Source organism: Streptomyces sp. ID05-26A, from assembly GCF_033794685.1.
In the GTDB taxonomy this organism is placed as follows: domain Bacteria; phylum Actinomycetota; class Actinomycetes; order Mycobacteriales; family Pseudonocardiaceae; genus Lentzea.
Map to the genome: position 1 here is coordinate 414,723 of NZ_JARAYZ010000005.1, position 17,729 is coordinate 432,451.

Genomic DNA, 17,729 nt, shown 5'->3' on the forward strand with positions numbered 1-17,729 from the left:
AACCGAACCGTCTCGTTTGGACTTATTTCGCGTCGGCGTAGCAGGTCACGGGCACCGCCTTCATCGGGAAGCGCACCGATGTCTCGCCGAACAGCAGCCGCGTCGCCTCGCGCCCCGCCGAGGCGATCGCCTCGATCACCTCGTCGGCGTCGGCCAGCGGGCAGTGCACGAGCACCTCGTCGTGCTGGAAGAACACCAGGTGGGCCTCGGCGGGGAGCTTGGTGCGCAGCACGCCCAGCAACGCCGCCGTCCAGTCCGCCGCGCTGCCCTGCACCACGAAGTTCCTGGTGAACCGGCCCCAGTTCCGAGCCGCCTGCCTCGACGACCGCGACACGTCCCCCGAGTCGTCCGCGCCTCCGGTCAGCTCCTGCCAGGCCGCGGACGGTTCGGGGGAGGTGCGGCCCAGCCGGGTGCGCACCATCCGTCCCTGCTCACCGGCCTGCGCGGCGGCCTCCACGTACCCGACGGCGATCGGGAACCGCTTGCGCAGCACGGCCAGCAGCGGCCCCGCCTCGCCCGAGGTGCCGCCGTACATCGCCGACAGCATCGCGATCTTCGCGCGCGGTCGCTCGCCCTTGAACGAGTCCTCCGCCAGCGCCGCGTACAGGTCCTCGTCCCCGCACACCTCGATCAACCGCGAATCCCCTGACAGCGCAGCGAGAATCCGCGGTTCGAGCTGGGAGGCGTCCGCCGCCACGAGACACCAGCCGTCGTCCGCGATCACGGCCTGCCGCATCAGCCGCGGGATCTGCAACGCCGCCCCGCCGCGCGACGCCCAGCGTCCGGTGACCACGCCCCCGACGACGTAGTCCGGTCGGAACCGCCCGTCGGAAACCCACGCGTCGAGCCACGTCCAGCCGTGCGCCACCCACAACCGGGCGCGCTCCTTGTAGTCCAGAAGCGGTGCGACAGCAGGGTGATCGACCTTCTTGAGCACCCACCGCCGCGCCGACGGCACCTCGATGCCCGCCCGCGCGAACGCCCGCACGATGCTGGCCGGCGCGTCCGGGTTGATCTCCTTGCCGCCGAACGCCTCCTGGATCTCGTCCGCCAGCGCCTGCAACAGCTTCGGCCGCTGACCGGGTGCCGGACGCGGCCCGAGCACCTCCTGCAGCAACCGGTTGTGCACGTCCTCCCGCCACGGCAGCCCGTGGAACGTCATCTCCGCCGCCACGAGTGCCGACGCCGACTCCGCCGCGATCAGCAGCCCGAGCGCCGGATTCCGTTGCTGCGCCCGGAAAACCAGCGACAACGCGGCCAGCGGGTCCGTGTCGCCCGGCAGCACCACCGGCTCGGGCCCGAACAACGTCAGCGCGTCGTCCTTCTTCGGCGGCCCGACGTCGGCCGGGGCGGGCAGCCGCAGCACCCGCGCCAACGCTCCCGGGAGCTCCTTCGGCTCGCGGTGCCGGCCCTCGACCCCGAGCAGCAACGCCTCGGTCAGGTGCAGGTCCCAGCAGCGGTCGACGCGCACCCCGGCGGCCAGCAGCACGGGGTAGACCTCGGACGTGTCCGCCCACACCCAGCGCGGCCGATGGGCGCGCTCCAGCGACGCGACGGCCGAGGCGATCGACGAAGCCTCCATCGCGGGACCTGCCGGGGTCCCGTCGTCGTGCAGCTTCTGCCACCGCCCCGCACCGTCCGCGTCCAGAACCAGAGCGACCAGCACACCTCGGATTGTGCCGAGGGGGTCTGACAGTTTCAGTCCAGGCTGAACTGGAAACGTTTGCAGGGAATGGGTAGCCGTTGGAGTTCCTCCAATCCAGTCAACAAATGAGTGAAGGAAAAACGGAAAAAGACCACGATGGTGTGGTCTTGCTACCCCTGGCCTGACCTGCGGTCGACTATGAATTGGTGGACCGAGCACTCAGCGTCGCCGCTTTGCTGGATCCCACCCATCAGGTGGTCCCCTTTCACGGCAGAGAATCCGAGCTGCACACACTCACGCTCTGGCGCGACAGCGCCGCGCCCAGGGCGTCCCTGTTGCTGCACGCCCCGGCGGGCGCCGGCAAGACCAGGCTGCTCCAGCGCTTCCAGGAGGAGCACTGGGACACCGAGACGCACGGCAGGCTGCTCGTCATCGACGACGCCGACCGGCTGAGGTGGCAGGACGTCTTCCTGCAGCTGCAGGACACGCTCCGGCACGGGCCGGCGCGCACGCGGGTGCTGCTCGCGTCGAGGAACACGGGCTGGTGGTGGTCCTCGACCCGCCAGCGCATCGCGGACTTCGACCACGAGGTCATGGCCGTCGAGCTCGCGCCGACGCTCGAGGACCGGGTGGAGTCGTTCACGCTCGCCTGCCAGCACTTCGCCAAGCACCTCGACGTCACGGCCCCGGACGAGCCGCCGCCCAACATCGCCCAGGAGACGGTCCTCGACCTGCACATGGCCGCGCTGACCGTCGTGCACGGCGACCCGTGCGACGTGAACCGCACCCAGCTCGTCCGGCAGCTGCTCAAGCGCGACAACGGCCGCAAGACCGGTCGAATCGCGGAGGACTACCTGGCCGCCGCCACCCCGGCGACCCCGGACCCGGACCTGCTCGCCCGCGCCGCGCAACGCTGGCCGCAGCTGCGCGCCAAGCTCGACGAGCTCGTCACCGGCACCCCGGCGGTCGTGCGCGACATGGCCCGCGACAGCCTCCGCGCCGCCGCGGAGATCGGATCCTTCACCACCGTCGAGACCATCGCCCGCGAGGTCTTCCGCGACGAGCGGTTCGCCACCGACGCGATCCCGTCGATCCTCACCCGCCGTCTGATCGAGCGCGCCGACGACGTCCTCGAACGCGCCGAGATGTACGGGATGCTCAGCGCCAGAACGATGTTGTGCGGCCTGCGCCATGAGTCCGTCGAGGCCTCCCAGGCCGAGGTCGAGTGCTACCGCGAGCTCGCACGACAGGACCCGGAGAACCGCCCGCTGCTCGCGGACGCGTTGGGAGACCTGGGCCTGCGGCTCATCAACGCCCAGCGCAACGACGAGGTGCTCGCCGTCTCCGAGGAGGCGATCGACCTCTGGCGCACGATCGCGGAGGCCGACCCGGAGACCATCCCGCAGCTCGCCTCGGCCCTGGAGCAGATCAGCTACCGCTACCAGGCGCTCGGCCGCGACGAGGACGCGATGACCGCGATCAGCCGCGCCACCCTGCTCTTCCAGGAGCTCGCGAAGAACCACCCGGCGCTCTTCCGCGCCGACTTCGCCAGGGTCGCCGCCGTGATGGCCCGCCGCTTCCAGATGGAGGGCAACCGGCTGCACGCGGCCGACTCGATGCAGCTCTCCATCGCGAACTGGCGGGTGGTCGCGCAGGAGGACCCGCGCTTCGAACCGGAGCTGGCGCGCAACCTCGTCACGGGGGGCACCATGTTCCTCGACCTGGGCCGGGCCGAGGCCTCGAACGAGGCGCTCGAGGAGGCCGTGGACCTGTTCCGCCGCCTCGCCGTCGCGCACCCCGAGACGTTCGGCAAGGAACTCGCGGACGCGCTGACGCGACGCAGCCAGGCGTTGCTGGAACTGGCCGATGACGTCGACGCCGCGCTCACCGCGCGCGAGGCCGTGATGCTCTGGCGCGAGACAGGGGACCGCAAGGGCCTGGGCGGCTCCCTGCTCAACGTCGCCAAGGTCGTGGGCGACGTCGACGCGGCCGCGGAAGCCGTCGAGGTGTACCGGGACCTGGTCGCCGAGGACCTCGTCTGGAACCAGGCCGGCCTGGTGATCGCGCTGGCGACCCTGGTCGACCAACAACTCCGGCACGGCCAGGACGGTCAGGCGATGGACTCGGCCGACGAGTGCCTCGACCTCTGCCACCGCCTGCCGTCGCAGCTCGTCGAGTTCTTCGGCGCGACACTGGCGCCGCCACTGCAGAACACGGCCCGCGCACTGTCCGATTCGGACCACCACGTCCGCGCGGTGCGGATGTCCGAGTTCACGGTCGAGGTCTGCCGGGCGCTGCGGCCGAAGACGGCGCCCACGGTCTACCTCGACGCTCTCCAGCGGCACGTGTGCAGACTCCGTGCCGCGGAACGGAAGGAAGACGCGCGCGGCACCGCGCACATCGCGATCGTGCTGTGGCACATGTCCGGACTCGAGCTCGACGTGAACGCCGCCTACGCCGACGCGCTGACGATCTACGGCCGGCTCTGCGCGGAGACGAAGTACGAGACGGAGAAAGCACTTCGGCTCACCCGCCGCGCGGTCGACGTCCTCCGCGCGGCAGGTGAGCCGGTGAAACTGCAGTTCGCCCTCGAAACGGTCGAGGACCTCAGCTCTTGGTGAGCAGCGAGCGCGCGAAGAACGCCACGTTGGCCGGACGCTCCGCGAGGCGGCGCATGAAGTAGCCGTACCACTCGTCGCCGTAGGGCAGGTACACGCGCATGCGGTTGCCCTCGGCGGCGATGCGACGCTGCTCCTCGGGCCGGATGCCGTACAGCATCTGGAACTCGTAGGAGTCCTGGGAGCGGGCGGACGCCAGGTCGGCGGCGATCGCGATCAGGCGCGGGTCGTGCGAGGCCACCATCGGGTAGCCGTCGCCCTCCATGAGCACCTTCAGGCAGCGCACGTACGACAGGTCGACGTCGTGCTTGTCCTGGTACGCAACGGAAGCGGGCTCCTGGTACGCGCCCTTGCACAGCCGCACACGCGAACCGGCGTACGCCAGGTCGCGGCAGTCCTGCTCGGTGCGGTGCAGGTACGCCTGCAGCACCGCGCCGACCCACGGGAAGTCGATCCGCAGCTCACGCAGGATGCTCAGCGTGGAGTCCGTGGTGGTGTGGTCCTCCATGTCGAGCGTCACGGTCGTGCCGACGACGGCCGCCGCCGTGCAGATGCGCCGCGCGTTCTCCAGTGCGATCTTCTCGCCGTCGATCGCCAGCGACTGACCGACGGCCGACAGCTTCACCGACACCTCGGCGCCGTTCGTGAGCCCGAACGACTCCAGCCGCGCCAGCAACGTCAGGTACGCCTCGACGGTGGCGTTGGCCTGCGACTCCTCGAAGGTGTCCTCACCGAGGTGGTCGAGGGTCACCAGACGACCGTCGGCGAGCACCTCGGCGGTCGCGCGGATCGCCGAGTCGACGTCGGCGCCGGCGATGAACCGCTCGACGACGGGCCGGGTCAGCGGCGTCGACTCGACGAGCTTGCGGGCACCCGCGTTGCGGGCCGCGAAAAGAAGGCTGGAGCGCAACATGGTTCACGTCCTCAGGGTGTGAAAGGTGAGAGGAACGTCGAAGTGCTTGTGGCTCAACGACGTTCCCCTCACTCAGGAGGGCCTGGTCTAGCCCTGGTGCGGGTGGAGGTGGTTGGTGGGCGCCGCGAAGGTCTCCTTGATGGAGCGCGGGCTGACCCAGCGGAGCAGGTTGTGGACCGACCCCGCCTTGTCGTTCGTGCCGGACGCGCGGCCGCCGCCGAACGGCTGCTGGCCCACGACGGCACCGGTGGGCTTGTCGTTGACGTAGAAGTTGCCGGCGGCGAACCGCAGCTCCTCCTGCGCGTGCGCCACCGCGGCACGGTCACGCGAGATGATCGAGCCGGTCAGGCCGTAGGGCGCCGCGCTCTCCATCTGCTTGAGCACGGTCAGGTAGTCGGCGTCCTCGAAGACGTGGACCGCGAGCACCGGGCCGAAGAACTCGGTGGTGAACACGGAGTTCGCCGGGTCGGAACCGACGAGCACGGTCGGCCGGACGAAGAAGCCGTCCGAGTCGTCCGCGGTGCCACCGGCGGCGATCTCCAGCGAGGAGTCGGCGCGAGCGGCCTGCAGCACGCCCGACAGCTTGTCGAACGAGCGGCGGTCGATCACCGCGCCACCGAAGTTCGAGAAGTCGGTGACGTCGCCGTAGGTCAGGGCGTCGACCTCGGCCAGGAACTGGTCCTTGATCTTGTTCCACACCGAGCGCGGCACGTAGGCGCGCGACGCGGCGGAGCACTTCTGGCCCTGGTACTCGAAAGCACCGCGGATCATGGCCACGCGCAGCACGTCCGGGTCGGCCGACGGGTGCGCCAGGATGAAGTCCTTGCCGCCGGTCTCGCCGACGATGCGCGGGTACGAGCGGTAGTTGGCGATGTTCGCGCCGACCTGCGCCCACAGCTTCTGGAACGTCGGCGTGGAGCCGGTGAAGTGGATGCCCGCGAGGTCGGGGGAGTTCAGCGCCACCTCGGACACCGCGAGGCCGTCACCGGGCAGCAGGTTGATGACGCCGGGCGGCATGCCCGCCTCTTCCAGCAGCCGCATGGTGAGGTGCGCGGCGAACGACTGGGTGGGCGACGGCTTCCACAGCACGACGTTGCCCATCAGCGCGGGCGCGGTCGGCAGGTTGCCGGCGATGGCGGTGAAGTTGAACGGCGTGATCGCGTAGACGAAACCCTCGAGCGGACGGTGGTCCGTGCGGTTCCACACACCGGGGGAGGAGATCGGCTGCTCGGCCATCAGGGTGCGGGCGAACTGCACGTTGAAGCGCCAGAAGTCGATCAGCTCGCACGCCGCGTCGATCTCCGCCTGGATCGCGGTCTTCGACTGGCCGAGCATCGTGGCCGCGTTCAGCGTCTGCCGCCACGGGCCGGCGAGCAGCTCGGCGGCACGCAGGATGATCGCCGCGCGGTCGTCGAACGACATCGCGCGCCACGCCGGGGCGGCCTCGCGGGCCGCGGCCAGGGCGTCGACGGTGTCCTGCTGGGTCGCGCCGGCCAGCGTGCCGAGGACGGAGCGGTGGTTGTGCGGCTGGACGACGTCGAAACGCTCCCCGCCACCCATGCGCTGCTCGCCACCGATGGTCAACGTCAGCTCGAGCGGCTCCTTCTGCAGCTCGGCCAGCTTGGCCTGCAGTTCAGCACGCTCCGGGGTACCGGGGGCGTACTGCAGGACCGGCTCGTTGACCGGGGCGGGAACCTGGGTGACCGCGTCCACTCGCAACTCCTTCTGGGCTTGTTCGGTACGCAAACCGTAAGTCCGCGCGACCTGGCCTCGGTTGTTCAACAGGCCAAGATTCATCAGGTCAGATGTACGATCGAACAGTCATGAGTCTCCGGCACATCCTGATCGCCCTCGGTGATCCACTCGTCGAACTGCAGGTCGCCCCCCACGGCCTGGAGGTCGAGGTGCGCGACGTCGTGATCATGGATCCGGACGACCCACCCGATGTTGCCGCAGGTGACCTCGCGCTGCTGATCGGCGCACGAGGCCGCGCCGCGTTGCCGCTGATCAGGGCCGCCGGACGAGCGAAAGCCGCGGCTGTGGCCGTCAAAGAAAGTTCACAAGCCCTCGCACAGGCCGCCACGGACGCCGGCGTCGCGCTCCTCGAAGTCCGGCCCGAGGTCCGCTGGGGTCACCTGGAGTCCCTCGCCAAAGGTGTCCTCACCACGACCACTGACGACGGAGAGATCCTCGGCGACCTGTTCGCGCTCGCGCAAACGATTGCCACGCTGACCGGCGGCATCGTGAGCATCGAGGACACCGCGAGCCGCGTGCTGGCGTACTCCCGCTCGTCCGACGAGGTCGACGAACTGCGCCGGCTCTCGATCCTCGGCCGCCAGGGCCCCGAGCCGTACCTGAAGATGCTGCGCGAGTGGGGCGTCTACAACCTGCTGCGCTCGGGCGAGGAGGTCGTCCGCATCGACGAACGCCCCGAGCTGGGCATTCGCCGGCGCATCGCCGTCGGCATCCACGCGGGCCGCCAGCCGCTCGGCACGATCTGGGTGCAGGAGGGCGACCAGCCGCTGACCGAGCAGGCCGAACGAGCCCTGCTCGGCGCCGCCCGCGTCACCGCCCCGCACCTCATCCAGCAGCGCAACCAACCGACGTCGAGGTTCCGCGAGAACCTGCTGGCGGCGTTGCTCACCGGCCGCATGGACGCGGCCACCGTCGCCGGCCAGATCGGCGCCGACCCGAAGAAACCTGCCGCCGTCGTGGTGTTCGCGGTCCGCAGTGCCGAGGGTGACCGCAGCGAACACGAACTCCGCCGCGCCGAGATGACCGGCCTGATCTCCGTGCACGCGGCGGCGTACCGGCGCAGCGCGCTGGTCAGCGAGTCCGGCGGCCGCACCTACGTCCTGCTTCCGGACCTCGCCCCGAACGCCCAGCTCCTCAGCCTGACCAGGGAGATCGTCACCACCGCACGCCGTCACCTGCACACGGCGGTGCAGGCCGCCGTCGGCTCGACGGTGTCCACACTGGACGACGCGCAGATCTCCCGCCAGGAGGCCGAACGCGTGCTGGACGCGATGGCCCGAGACCTCGACGCCGAGGTGGCGACGCTCGCCGACGTCCGCTCCCAGGTGCTGGTGAGCGAGATCCTGGCGCTGCTCCAGGACAACCCGCGCATCAGGGACCCGCGAATCGACGCGCTCGACCCCGAACTCGCGAAGTCGTTGCTGACCTACCTCGACGCGTTGGGCGACGTGCGCGCCGCAGCCGACAAGCTGCACGTGCACCCGAACACGTTGAGGTACCGGCTCAAGCGTGCCAAAGAGAGTGGTGACGGCCTCGACCTGGACGACCCGCTCGTCCGGCTCGTCGCGCAGCTTCAGCTCAGGATGCGGTAGAGCAACGCCCGTTCCGCGATCGTCCACGTCGTGGTCGTGAGCAGGTACAACCCGGCGGCCAGTGGAAGATAGGCCGCCACCAGGATCGTGCCGAACGGCAGCACCTTGATCAGCCCGGTCATGAACCCCGGCTGGGGCGTGGTCGTCATCCGCGACTGCTGCCACTTCACGGTCAGATAGGCCACCACGGCGAGCAGCCCGAACAGCACGAAGAACACCCACGCGAAGCCGGACGTGAAGTGCGTGCCGAGCGAGGTGCCGAACAAAGTGCCCTCCAGCAACGGGTTCGGCGTCGTGACAACCTGGTAGATGACCATGAAGAACGGCACGGTCGCGAGCATCGGCAGCATGCCCGCGAACATCGAGACGCCGTTCTTCTTGTAGACCTTCTGCGACTCCTCGGAGAGCCGCATCAGGTCCTTGCCGTACTTCTTCTGCAGCTTCTGGATCTCCGGCGCGAGCTTGGCCTTGGCCTTCTCCCCGCGCACGGCCGCGCGGTAGAAGGGGTGCAGCGCGAGCCGCACGACGATCGTGAACAGAACGATGGCGAGCGCGGGCATGCCGAAGCTCGCCAGGGCAGCGCCCAGGTCAGCGAACAAGGGAGGTTCTCCGTCTTGAGTTGGGGACGTGCGGACGTGTCAGAACGTCCGGCATCCCGGTGCTCGGGGACGGGCTTTGCCTGCGGCGTCAGGGTTTCGCAGACGCAGCTGTGCCGTGCGCTGGGCTCGTTCGCGGAGGGAGAGCGACCGCGCCGGTGCCACCGACAGCGGCACCAGCGCGACGACCACGATCAACGCGAGGGCGAGCGCGGTCACGGCCGCGACGACCTCGGTCGGAGACGAGAACAGCGTGAAGGCGTAGAGGGCAGGCAGGAAGACCGCGAGCACCAACAGCGCTCGTTGCTTCGTCTCCGGCCGCCACATGCCTCGCAGCCTACCTGTGCTTGACGGGGATTGGTGCGGTCAACAGAACAACGCCCGCCTCGTCGTAGAGCTTGACGTCCTTCGGCTTGCCCAAGCTCGGCCACCAGGCCACGACCCGGCCGTTGCCGATGGTCGCGGTCACCTCCAGCCCGTCCTCGATGCTGATGACCACCTTGCCGACCGCGCGGCTCACCCGACCGGTCAGGACGGTCATGGCGTTGCGACCGTCCACGTCGTGCATGCCCACGGCCGGGGAGAAGTCGGCGAACAGCCTGTCGCCGAGCGGTTCCTGGTTCTGGAGGTTCCCCCTTCCGTTCGCGCCGACGCCTGCCGGTGTTCGCAGGCACAGCATCTCGGACTGCGGACCGATGTACTGCACCATCGTCATGTCTCCGCGCTGGTCGACGACGGCCACGTCCCGGGGGGCGGGCCAGTCCGGCCCGTTCACCCCCCGTTCGGCGTCGTGCCGGTCGAGCGTCCTCCCGCAGTCCGCCAGCACGGGTGCCAGGTCGCCGGGCGCCCGCGGTTCGGCGGTCCACGCCGCGGAGGCTTCCTGGGTCGTCGGGGTCCACAGCACCAGCGTCACGGCGACGGCGGCCACGAGAGCCGTCGCGGGCACCGTGAAGCGCCACCACCGCCGGGACGGCCTCGGGCTGATCTCGTTGAGCAGCGCGTGCTTGCGGACCTGGAGCCGCATCGGGTCCAGCTGCGGGATGTCGGGCTTGATCACAGTGCCTCCTCAACCAGGGCGCCACGCACGGTGCGTTGCGCGCGAGCGAGTCGGGACTTCACCGTGCCGACCGGGATGCCGAGCACCCGGGCGATCTGCGCCTGCGTCAGGTCCGACCACGCGGACATCTCCAGCACCTCCCGGTCCCCGGCGGGCAGCTTCTTCAACTCCGCGATCACGGCCCGAGTCCTGGCCTCCGCGTCCACGCGTCGTGCCACGTCATCGGCGTGGTCGTCGTCCGCGTGCTGCGGCGAAACCTTGCCAAGCGCTGCCTTGTACCGCGTACGGGCACGTTGATGGTTGCGGGTGACGCCGAGTGCGACGGTGTACAGCCACGGCAGCAGCGAGTCCTCAACGGTCACGGACGTGCGTTTGCGCCAGGTCTCCATGAACACCACGGACACCAGGTCCTCGGCGACCGCCCATGTACCGGTGCGGCGCAGGCAGTAGGCGAACACGGCTTGGGCGTGGCGTTCGAACAACAGCCCGAACGCCTCGCTCTCGCCGGTCCGGACCTGCCCCCAGAGTTCTTCGTCGGTCACGGACCCTCCTCTCTGCCCCGCCTATGTCCGCGGAGGGAGATCGGGTTCACGACTCGACCAGACCCGGCCGTTCCGGGTGGTCGTAGCGCACGAAGAGGTCGGCCACCGGGTCGTAGTCGTCGAACGCCGGCAGCGTCCACTCCTCCGCGGTCTTGCGTCGGAGAGCGCCGGGGGAGAGCCACAGGTGCACGGTCAGATCGGCGGGCAGCCGGCGGTCGAGCATCAGGGTGCCGTCGACGAGCACGACCCCGTTCTCCGGCACGTCGACGTACTCGGCGCGGCTGGCCCGGTCGGTGGCGGCGTTCCACAGCGACGGCAGCACCTTGCCGTCCGTCGCCGGGTCGAGCACCTCGCGTTGCAGCCCTTTGTAGTCGAACCAGTCGTGCCGGTACGAGTACGAGTCGGTGCGGCCGTGCTCCAGCCGGATCGACGCCGGTCGCAGGAAGTCCTCGAGGGACACTCGTTGTACGGGGCGACCCAAGGCGCGCAACGGTTCCACGACAGCGTCCGCCAGCCTGCCGGGTTCGGCCGCGGGCGCTCCGTCGATCAGGACGCGCACCCGTCCGTCCAGCTCCGACACCTGGTCGACGATCACGGCGACGAGTGCGTCGAAGGTCAGGGGCCGTACCTTCACGGCTGCCAGTCCGCCCAGGCCGTGTCCCACCAGATCTCACCGGACGCCAGCATCTTCTCGATCTCGAACCCCTGGGCCCGGATCTCCTCGGCCTCCCGCGCGGAGTACTTGCCCGAAGCGACCTGCTCCTCGAACTCGTCGAGGTCGCGCTGCTGCCACGCGCCGTCCGGCGCCAGGGTGTAGTCCAGCGCGTGGTCGAGGGTCTCGAACCCGTCCTCGACACGGCGGTACGGCGCCTGCAGGTTCAGGTAGTAGTTGCCGAACGTCCTGTCCTCGCCCTTCCAGAACAGGTCGACGGAGTAGGCGTCCTGCGGGCGGTGCAGCATGAGCTTGCCGTGGCCGCGCCAGAAACCGCGTTCCGGCTTGTCCCACGGGTGCGGGTGGTGGTGGTCGGGGTAGGTGAGCCGGGTGCCCGGCTCCACGAACACCGCGAGCAGTCCCGGCTCGTCGACGACCACCCTCGTCGGCATCTCCGACCAGACCTTGCCGTGCAGCACCTCACGCCGCACCACGACCTCACCGGGCGTGAACAACCTCATGCGCAGAACTTACGTGATCACGTTCGGCCGCGTCCTCGGCCAGCATCTTCCGCTTGAGCACGGGCACCGCGTTGGTCACGCGCAGGAAAGTCCGCGAGAACGCCGCCGCGACCCGTCCGATGACGGGCTTGTGGATCAGGCTGGTGCCGTCCATCATCTCGCGCGACGCTTCCACGGCCTGGAAGCCGTACTCGACCATCTCCCGCTCGTACTCGCCGATCGCCTGCACGGCGTCCTTGCCGTGGTGGGCCTCGACGAGCTTGCGGCACAACAACTCCGCGTCCCGCAGCGCCGTGTTCGCGCCGATGCCGCGACCGGGGGTCATGAGGTGCACCGAGTCACCGATCATCGTGACGTTGTTCGGCTCCCACGGCTGCAGGCGTTCGGAGGTGCGGACCTTGATCTGGAACACGGTCTCCGGGGTGGCCAGCGCGAACAGCTTGCGCAGGTCCGGGTGGAACTTCGGGGTCGTGGTCAGCACGACCTGCTTGAGCTCCGCCTGGCTCATCCCCTTCATGTCCGGGAACCTGTCGTGCGCGGCCGCGTAGCCCCACATGATGTAGTCGTCCTCGACGCCAGTCCCGTCGAAGCGCATCACGTGGATGATCACGAACTCGCCGCGCGTGCCGAACAGCAACGTGATGCCGCCGTCGGCCAGGGGTGGCAGCAGCTTCGCGTTCTCCTCGGTCAGCGGCAGCTTGCCCGCGATCGACGTGATGCCGGTGTCGACCACCCGGGCGTCCGGCAGGCGCAGCTTGCGCACCCTGGACTGCGCGCCGTCCGCGCCCACCAGCACATCACCGGTCTCGGAGGTGCCGTCGTCGAAGTACGCGGTGACCGTGCCGTCGTCGTTGCGGCTGTAGTGCCGGAACGCCTTGTCGAAGTGGACGACGTCGTCCAGGCCGCCGAGCAACGCCGTGCGCATCGCGATCCGGCTGACCGACTTCTCGCTGCGGCTGTCGTCGCGGTCCGTGTCGACCTCGCCGACCAGGAGTTCCTTGTACTTCTCGGTCCGCATGACGATGTGCTTCGGCGGCCTGGCCGTGGTGCGGACGAACTCGGCGAACACGTCCGGCGGTAAGCAGCTGTGCAGCGCTTGGCTCCCGTCCGGGCTGATCCCGACCCGGTAGCCGATCAGCATGCTGCGCGGCGTGCGATCCCGTTCGAACAGCGCCACGTCCACGCCGGCCTTCTTGAGCCCGTGCGCCAGGCACAGGCCACCGGTCCCCGCTCCGATGATGAGTACGCGCATGACAACCTCCCCCTTACTAAGTCTCTTAGTTGGGAAGATATTCAGTTCTTGAGACTCTTGTCAATCGTCCTGACTGAGTCTCCGGAGTCTGGCGGTGACGATGGCGAGCCTGACGTCGTCCGGCGGAAGCAGCCTGACCAGCTGTTCCATCGCCTCCACGTCGTGTTCCCCCGAGTCGGTCTGGGTGAACGTCCACAGCGCGTTCGCGTCGCCGCGGGAGAGGACGGCCGTGCGCACGCCCGTCGCCAGCTCGTCCCGTTCGGCCAGCACGACCGGTGCTTCGGAGCGGCGCAGCAGTGAGCCGCGGTACCTGCTCGTGGCCAGAGGGACGTCCGCGTCCTTGAGGGCGGCCCGCACCGCCAGGAAGTCCGTCTCGACGTCGGCGGTGAGCCGGTAGGGCCTGGTCGCGAGCACGTCCGGGCCCAGCTGGGCGCGCAACCGGTGCAACTCGGCGCGCACGGTCGTGGGGTTGCCGCGCTCGCCGTAGAGGCGCAGTGCGAGCTGGTCGGCGGTGAGCCTGCCCTGCAACGTCAGCGCGGCCAGGATCTCCGCGTGCCGCAACGAGATCGGCACCTCGCGGCCGTCCAGCACGACCTTGGGTTCGGGCAGCAGGAACGACAGCGACAGCACGCTGCGCCGGACGTGCCGCTGCCGGGGGATGCGCAGCAGGTAGCCGTGGGCGAGCGGTTCCAGCACCGCCTCGCGGCCGTCCGGCAGCACGACGCGGTCGGTGGAGACGTCGACGCGCGGGGGGAGCAGCCCGTACGGCTCGACGGCGACGACCCGGCCGGTGGGGCTGAGCAGCGCGCCGGGCTCACCGCGCAACGCGATCAGGTGCCGCATGTTGCGCGCCCGCAGTTCCTCGTCCTGGGCGTGCATCCGCGCGAGCATCTCCGACTCGGCGAGCCGGGCCGACGCGGAGACGAGTGCCACCATCGAGGGATGCACGGTCTCGATCGGGCCACTGAGGTCGACGACCCCGATCGTGGTGCCCGTGTCGGGGTCCCGGATGGGACTCGCCGCGCACGTCCAGTGGTGGTAGGTCCGCACCAGGTGCTCGGCCGAGTGGACCGTGACGGGGGAGTTCACCGCCAGCGCGGTGCCCATGCCGTTCGTTCCCGCCGCACCCTCTGACCAGAGCGTTCCCTCCGCCAGGCCGACCTCCTCGGCGATGCCACGGGTGTGCTTGGACCCCTCGCACCACAGGATGTGCCCCTGGGCGTCCGCGACGATCATGATGTGCCCGGCCTCCTCCGCGAAGCCCAGCAAGGTCTCGCGCAGCAGCGGCAGCGTCGGGTGCAGCGGATGCCGTTCGCGCAGGTCGGAAAGCTCGTCGGCGGCGAAGACGGTCGGCGCGGTGTGCAGGTCGGGATCGACGTTGGCGGCGAGTGACCGTTGCCACGACGCGGAAATCACTGAGCGTGGCAAATCAACCGTGTGAGTACCACTCAACACGGCATCTCTGACTCGACTCAGCAACAGTGCGTGTTGCCCGGGTTCGTGGGTCACTGATCCATCCACGGCTTGCAACGAGCATGCAACGTTCTGCTGCCTACTTTCTCACTTCCCCCACTTCTGGTAACGGGTGGGCCATCTCTGGCAGGGAGTCGAGAATGACGCAGTACGCGGCACCGGGTCAGCCCGGCAGCGTGGTCGCGTACCGGGCGAGGTACGACCACTTCATCGGCGGTGACTACGTGTCGCCCGTGACCGGCGAGTACGTCGAGAACATCACGCCGGTGACCGGCGACGTGTTCACCGAAGTCGCCCGCGGTACCGACGCCGACCGCGCCCGTGCGATGCACGCGGCCAGCGGCGCCGCACGCGCGTGGGGGAACACCACGCCCCGAGAGCGCGCCACGGTGCTGTGCGAGATCGCGGACCGCATCGAGGAGCACGCGACCGAACTCGCCGTCGCCGAGACCTGGGACAACGGCAAGCCGGTCCGCGAGGCCCTGGTCGCCGACGTCCCGATGCTGATCGAGCTGTTCCGCCAGTTCGCCGCCGTCATCCGCGCCGAGGTCGGCGAGGTCGAGCAGCTCGGCCGCCACTCGTACGACTACCGCTCGTTCCAGCCGCTCGGCGTCGTGCACGAGCGCATCTCGTGGACGTTCCCGCTGATGAACGCCTGCCGCGTGCTCGCGCCCGCGCTGGCCGCCGGCAACGCCGTGGTGCTGGAGCCCGCCCTGCAGACCCCGGCCTCGATCCACGTCCTGATGGGCGTCATCGCCGACCTGCTGCCGCCCGGCGTCGTCAACGTCGTCACCGGGTCCGACGACCACCCCGCGGTGGTCGGGCGTTGCCCGAACATCTTCTTCTCCGACGTCACGGCGCAACGTGACAGCTTCCTGGACAAGGCTCTGGAGGGGTTCGCGATGTTCGCGGCCAACCAGGGCGAGATCGCCACGGCTCCGTCGCGCGCGTTGATCCAGACCGCCGGTTACGAGGAGCTCCTGCACCTCGCGACGCTGCGCACGCAGGCGTTGCGGATGGGCGACCCGCTCGACACGGACACGATGGTCGGCGCTGTCGTGAGTCTTGCGCAGCGCGATCGAGTTCTTGCGTACGTGGAGCGGGGCAAGGCCGAGGGCGCGCGTCTGGTTCTCGGTGGTGAGGCCTCGGGGCACTACGTGCAGCCCACGATCTTCGAGGGCGATCATCGTTCTGGTGTGTTCGCGGAGGATGTGCTCGGGCCTGTTGTGTCCGTGACCCGGTTCGACGACCGCGATGACGCCGTGAAGATCGCCAACGAGGCCGTCGCCCAGCTCGGCGCCGGCATCTGGTGCCGCGACGTCGCGCTGGCGCACAACGTCGGCCAGGACCTGCGCGCCGAGCGGGTGTGGGTCAACAACTACTTCGCGTACCCGGCGAACACCGCTGTGCTCGCCGAGTACCGGCGGGTGAAGCACCTGCTGGTCAGTTATTCCGACCGTGGGCAGGGGTACTTCTAGCGCTTCCAGGGCACCTGCGGGCTCGCGTAGAAGTTGATGCCCTGGATCTTCCAGCGCGGTGCCTGCGCGCCGAGGCGTGGTGCGAACCTGTCCCAGTTGTGGGTGCTCGCCGGGGACCAGCCGAGTTCTGCTGCTACCGGGAGCCTCGGGAAGGCCATGTACTCGATGTCTGCCGAGGACTTGATGGTCTCTGTCCAGAGTGGAGCTTCGATGCCTCGGACGTTGGCTTCTGTGACGCCGTTGAGGTACGCGCCTGGGTTCCAGCTGTAGGCGTCCTTGACCTCTACCAGGCCTGCCCAGTCCAGGCCCAGCTTGGTGTCCTTGTTGTACTTCATGTCCAGGTAGATCTTGTTCGCCGGGGACATGAGGATCTTGTTGCCCCGCTTGGCTGCCGCTGCCACGTTCGCGTCTGTTGTGGTGGTGCCCCAGAACTGCGGGATCGTGGTCGTGTCTGTGGTGGTCTTGATGTACTCGTGCCAGCCGACTGTGGTCTTGCCGTACTTCTTGACCAGTGGGAGTACTCGGGTCATGAACGTGGTGTAGTCCGCGTCCGGGGTGCTCAGGGCCTCGTCGCCACCGATGTGGAAGTACGGGCCCGGGGTGATCGCTGAGACCTCTTTGATGACGTCTTCCACGAACTTGTAGGTGATGTCCTTGTTGATGCAGAGCGAGCTGAAGCCGACCTCGGTGCCTGTGTAGAGGGGGCGCTTCTTGTTGTCGCAGTTCAGTTCGGCGTAGCTGGCTTGGGCGGCGTTGGTGTGGCCCGGCATGTCGAACTCCGGGATCGTCGTTATGCCCCTGGACTGGGCGTAGGCGACGATGTCCTTGTATTCGGACTGGGTGTAGAAAAGTTTGCCCGTTCGGCCACCTACTTCAGTGCTGCCGCCGATTTTCGTCAGCTCTGGCCAACTGCTGATCTCCAGGCGCCAGCCCTGGTCGTCGCTCAGGTGGAGGTGGAAGTAGTTGATTTTGAACGCTGCCAGTTGGTCTATGTAGCGTTTTACCTGGGCTGGGGTGAAGAAGTGCCTGGAGACGTCCAGCATGGCGCCCCTGTGGTGGTACCTGGGGTGGTCCAGGATGCTTGCTCCTGGGATTTGCCACGGGCCCGGTTGTTTTGTTTTGGCCTCGGCTTTTGGCGGGAGGAGTTGGCGGAGGGTGGCTATGCCGTTGAAGTGGCCGGCCGGTGTGTTGGCTCGGATGACCACCTGTTTTGGGGTCACGTCGAGTTGGTAGCCCTCCGGGCCCGTTTTCTGGTCTGCGCCTGCGGTCAGGACTATGCCTTCGCCTGAGATTTCGTTTGTGATCGGGAGTTTGTAGCCGGTGGAGTTGCGGAGGATGCCGGCCAGTAGTTCTGCTGGCTTGCGGGCGTCCTGCGTCGCCAGTTGGATCTTGGCGGTGGGGGTGAGGGTGAAGGTTGTCTGGCGGGACTTCACCTGGACTGGTTGAGGGACCAGTTCCTGCAGGGGTGTGGCTGCGGTGGCTGTGTCGGTCACCAGTGCTCCTGATACGGCGATCACCAGCGCCGCTAGTGCGGCCTGCAGTGGGGATGGCTTCACGCCTTGACCTCCGGGGTGCGCGAGGGTGGGGCGGCGTTCGTTCACCGTTTCAGTGGTGCTGGGTGGTGTCAAGGTCCAG

Annotated in this window: 15 protein-coding genes; 3 read left to right on the top strand and 12 right to left on the bottom strand. The window is 68.8% G+C overall.

Features of this window, described 5'->3' with window-relative positions:
- Positions 1 to 22 precede the first annotated feature (22 nt).
- Entirely contained in the window at positions 23 to 1,666 is a 1,644-nt protein-coding gene (locus PV646_RS36620; RefSeq protein WP_500346888.1) for a bifunctional 3'-5' exonuclease/DNA polymerase, read from the bottom strand.
- A gap of 185 nt (positions 1,667 to 1,851) precedes the next feature.
- Here PV646_RS36620 and PV646_RS36625 point away from each other — a divergent pair, with 185 nt between their 5' ends.
- Entirely contained in the window at positions 1,852 to 4,266 is a 2,415-nt protein-coding gene (locus tag PV646_RS36625) for a hypothetical protein (RefSeq protein WP_500346889.1), read from the top strand.
- Here the strand turns inward: PV646_RS36625 and PV646_RS36630 are convergent.
- The gene (locus PV646_RS36630) at positions 4,253 to 5,176 is read right to left on the bottom strand and encodes a proline dehydrogenase family protein (protein ID WP_500346890.1); all 924 of its coding nucleotides are present in this window, start codon (positions 5,174 to 5,176) and stop codon (positions 4,253 to 4,255) included. The genes PV646_RS36625 and PV646_RS36630 overlap by 14 nt on opposite strands.
- An 87-nt stretch (positions 5,177 to 5,263) precedes the next feature.
- On the bottom strand, positions 5,264 to 6,889 hold the full coding sequence (pruA, locus tag PV646_RS36635; protein ID WP_500346891.1) for an L-glutamate gamma-semialdehyde dehydrogenase: 1,626 nt from the start codon (positions 6,887 to 6,889) through the stop codon (positions 5,264 to 5,266).
- Positions 6,890 to 6,999: 110 nt separating this feature from the next.
- On the opposite strand from pruA, the gene PV646_RS36640 reads away from it, so the two are divergent.
- Positions 7,000 to 8,523 (top strand): PucR family transcriptional regulator, encoded by a 1,524-nt coding sequence (locus tag PV646_RS36640; protein WP_500346892.1) that lies wholly within the window; start codon positions 7,000 to 7,002, stop codon positions 8,521 to 8,523.
- On the opposite strand, the gene PV646_RS36645 is transcribed toward PV646_RS36640, so the two are convergent.
- From PV646_RS36645 to PV646_RS36680, 8 genes are read right to left on the bottom strand one after another with little or no spacing between them, the layout of a single operon-like run.
- The gene (locus PV646_RS36645; protein WP_500346893.1) at positions 8,505 to 9,122 is read right to left on the bottom strand and encodes a YidC/Oxa1 family membrane protein insertase; all 618 of its coding nucleotides are present in this window, start codon (positions 9,120 to 9,122) and stop codon (positions 8,505 to 8,507) included. The two genes, PV646_RS36640 and PV646_RS36645, sit on opposite strands and share 19 nt — an antisense overlap.
- Positions 9,123 to 9,161: 39 nt before the next feature.
- Positions 9,162 to 9,446, bottom strand: a complete 285-nt coding sequence (locus tag PV646_RS36650) for a DUF6412 domain-containing protein (protein ID WP_500346894.1) — start codon at positions 9,444 to 9,446, stop codon at positions 9,162 to 9,164.
- A 10-nt stretch (positions 9,447 to 9,456) separates the two neighbouring features.
- Positions 9,457 to 10,176, bottom strand: a complete 720-nt coding sequence (locus PV646_RS36655) for a hypothetical protein (protein WP_500346895.1) — start codon at positions 10,174 to 10,176, stop codon at positions 9,457 to 9,459.
- Entirely contained in the window at positions 10,173 to 10,718 is a 546-nt protein-coding gene (locus tag PV646_RS36660; protein WP_500346896.1) for an RNA polymerase sigma factor, read from the bottom strand. Before PV646_RS36660 ends, PV646_RS36655 begins: the two co-directional genes overlap by 4 nt.
- A 46-nt stretch (positions 10,719 to 10,764) precedes the next feature.
- On the bottom strand, positions 10,765 to 11,352 hold the full coding sequence (locus PV646_RS36665; protein ID WP_500346897.1) for a nucleoside/nucleotide kinase family protein: 588 nt from the start codon (positions 11,350 to 11,352) through the stop codon (positions 10,765 to 10,767).
- Positions 11,349 to 11,891, bottom strand: coding sequence for a DUF402 domain-containing protein (locus tag PV646_RS36670; RefSeq protein ID WP_500346898.1), 543 nt, complete (start codon positions 11,889 to 11,891; stop codon positions 11,349 to 11,351). Before PV646_RS36670 ends, PV646_RS36665 begins: the two co-directional genes overlap by 4 nt.
- Positions 11,869 to 13,143, bottom strand: coding sequence for an FAD-dependent oxidoreductase (locus PV646_RS36675; RefSeq protein ID WP_500346899.1), 1,275 nt, complete (start codon positions 13,141 to 13,143; stop codon positions 11,869 to 11,871). The genes PV646_RS36670 and PV646_RS36675 overlap by 23 nt, the downstream gene beginning before the upstream one ends.
- A gap of 60 nt (positions 13,144 to 13,203) precedes the next feature.
- Entirely contained in the window at positions 13,204 to 14,664 is a 1,461-nt protein-coding gene (locus PV646_RS36680) for a GAF domain-containing protein (RefSeq protein ID WP_500346900.1), read from the bottom strand.
- A gap of 92 nt (positions 14,665 to 14,756) precedes the next feature.
- Here PV646_RS36680 and PV646_RS36685 point away from each other — a divergent pair, with 92 nt between their 5' ends.
- The gene (locus PV646_RS36685; protein ID WP_500346901.1) at positions 14,757 to 16,094 is read left to right on the top strand and encodes an aldehyde dehydrogenase family protein; all 1,338 of its coding nucleotides are present in this window, start codon (positions 14,757 to 14,759) and stop codon (positions 16,092 to 16,094) included.
- On the opposite strand, the gene PV646_RS36690 is transcribed toward PV646_RS36685, so the two are convergent.
- Complete coding sequence (locus PV646_RS36690) at positions 16,091 to 17,695, bottom strand: beta-N-acetylhexosaminidase (RefSeq protein ID WP_500346902.1); 1,605 nt, start codon at positions 17,693 to 17,695, stop codon at positions 16,091 to 16,093. The two genes, PV646_RS36685 and PV646_RS36690, sit on opposite strands and share 4 nt — an antisense overlap.
- Between the last annotated feature and the right edge of the window lie 34 nt (positions 17,696 to 17,729).

Coding starts and splice junctions, on each gene's coding strand:
- PV646_RS36630 (WP_500346890.1), bottom strand. CDS start 5,176: ATGTTGCGCTCCAGCCTTCTTTTCGCGGCCCGCAACGCGGGTGCCCGC.
- PV646_RS36640 (WP_500346892.1), top strand. CDS start 7,000: ATGAGTCTCCGGCACATCCTGATCGCCCTCGGTGATCCACTCGTCGAA.
- PV646_RS36650 (WP_500346894.1), bottom strand. CDS start 9,446: ATGTGGCGGCCGGAGACGAAGCAACGAGCGCTGTTGGTGCTCGCGGTC.
- PV646_RS36670 (WP_500346898.1), bottom strand. CDS start 11,891: ATGAGGTTGTTCACGCCCGGTGAGGTCGTGGTGCGGCGTGAGGTGCTG.
- PV646_RS36675 (WP_500346899.1), bottom strand. CDS start 13,143: ATGCGCGTACTCATCATCGGAGCGGGGACCGGTGGCCTGTGCCTGGCG.
- PV646_RS36685 (WP_500346901.1), top strand. CDS start 14,757: ATGACGCAGTACGCGGCACCGGGTCAGCCCGGCAGCGTGGTCGCGTAC.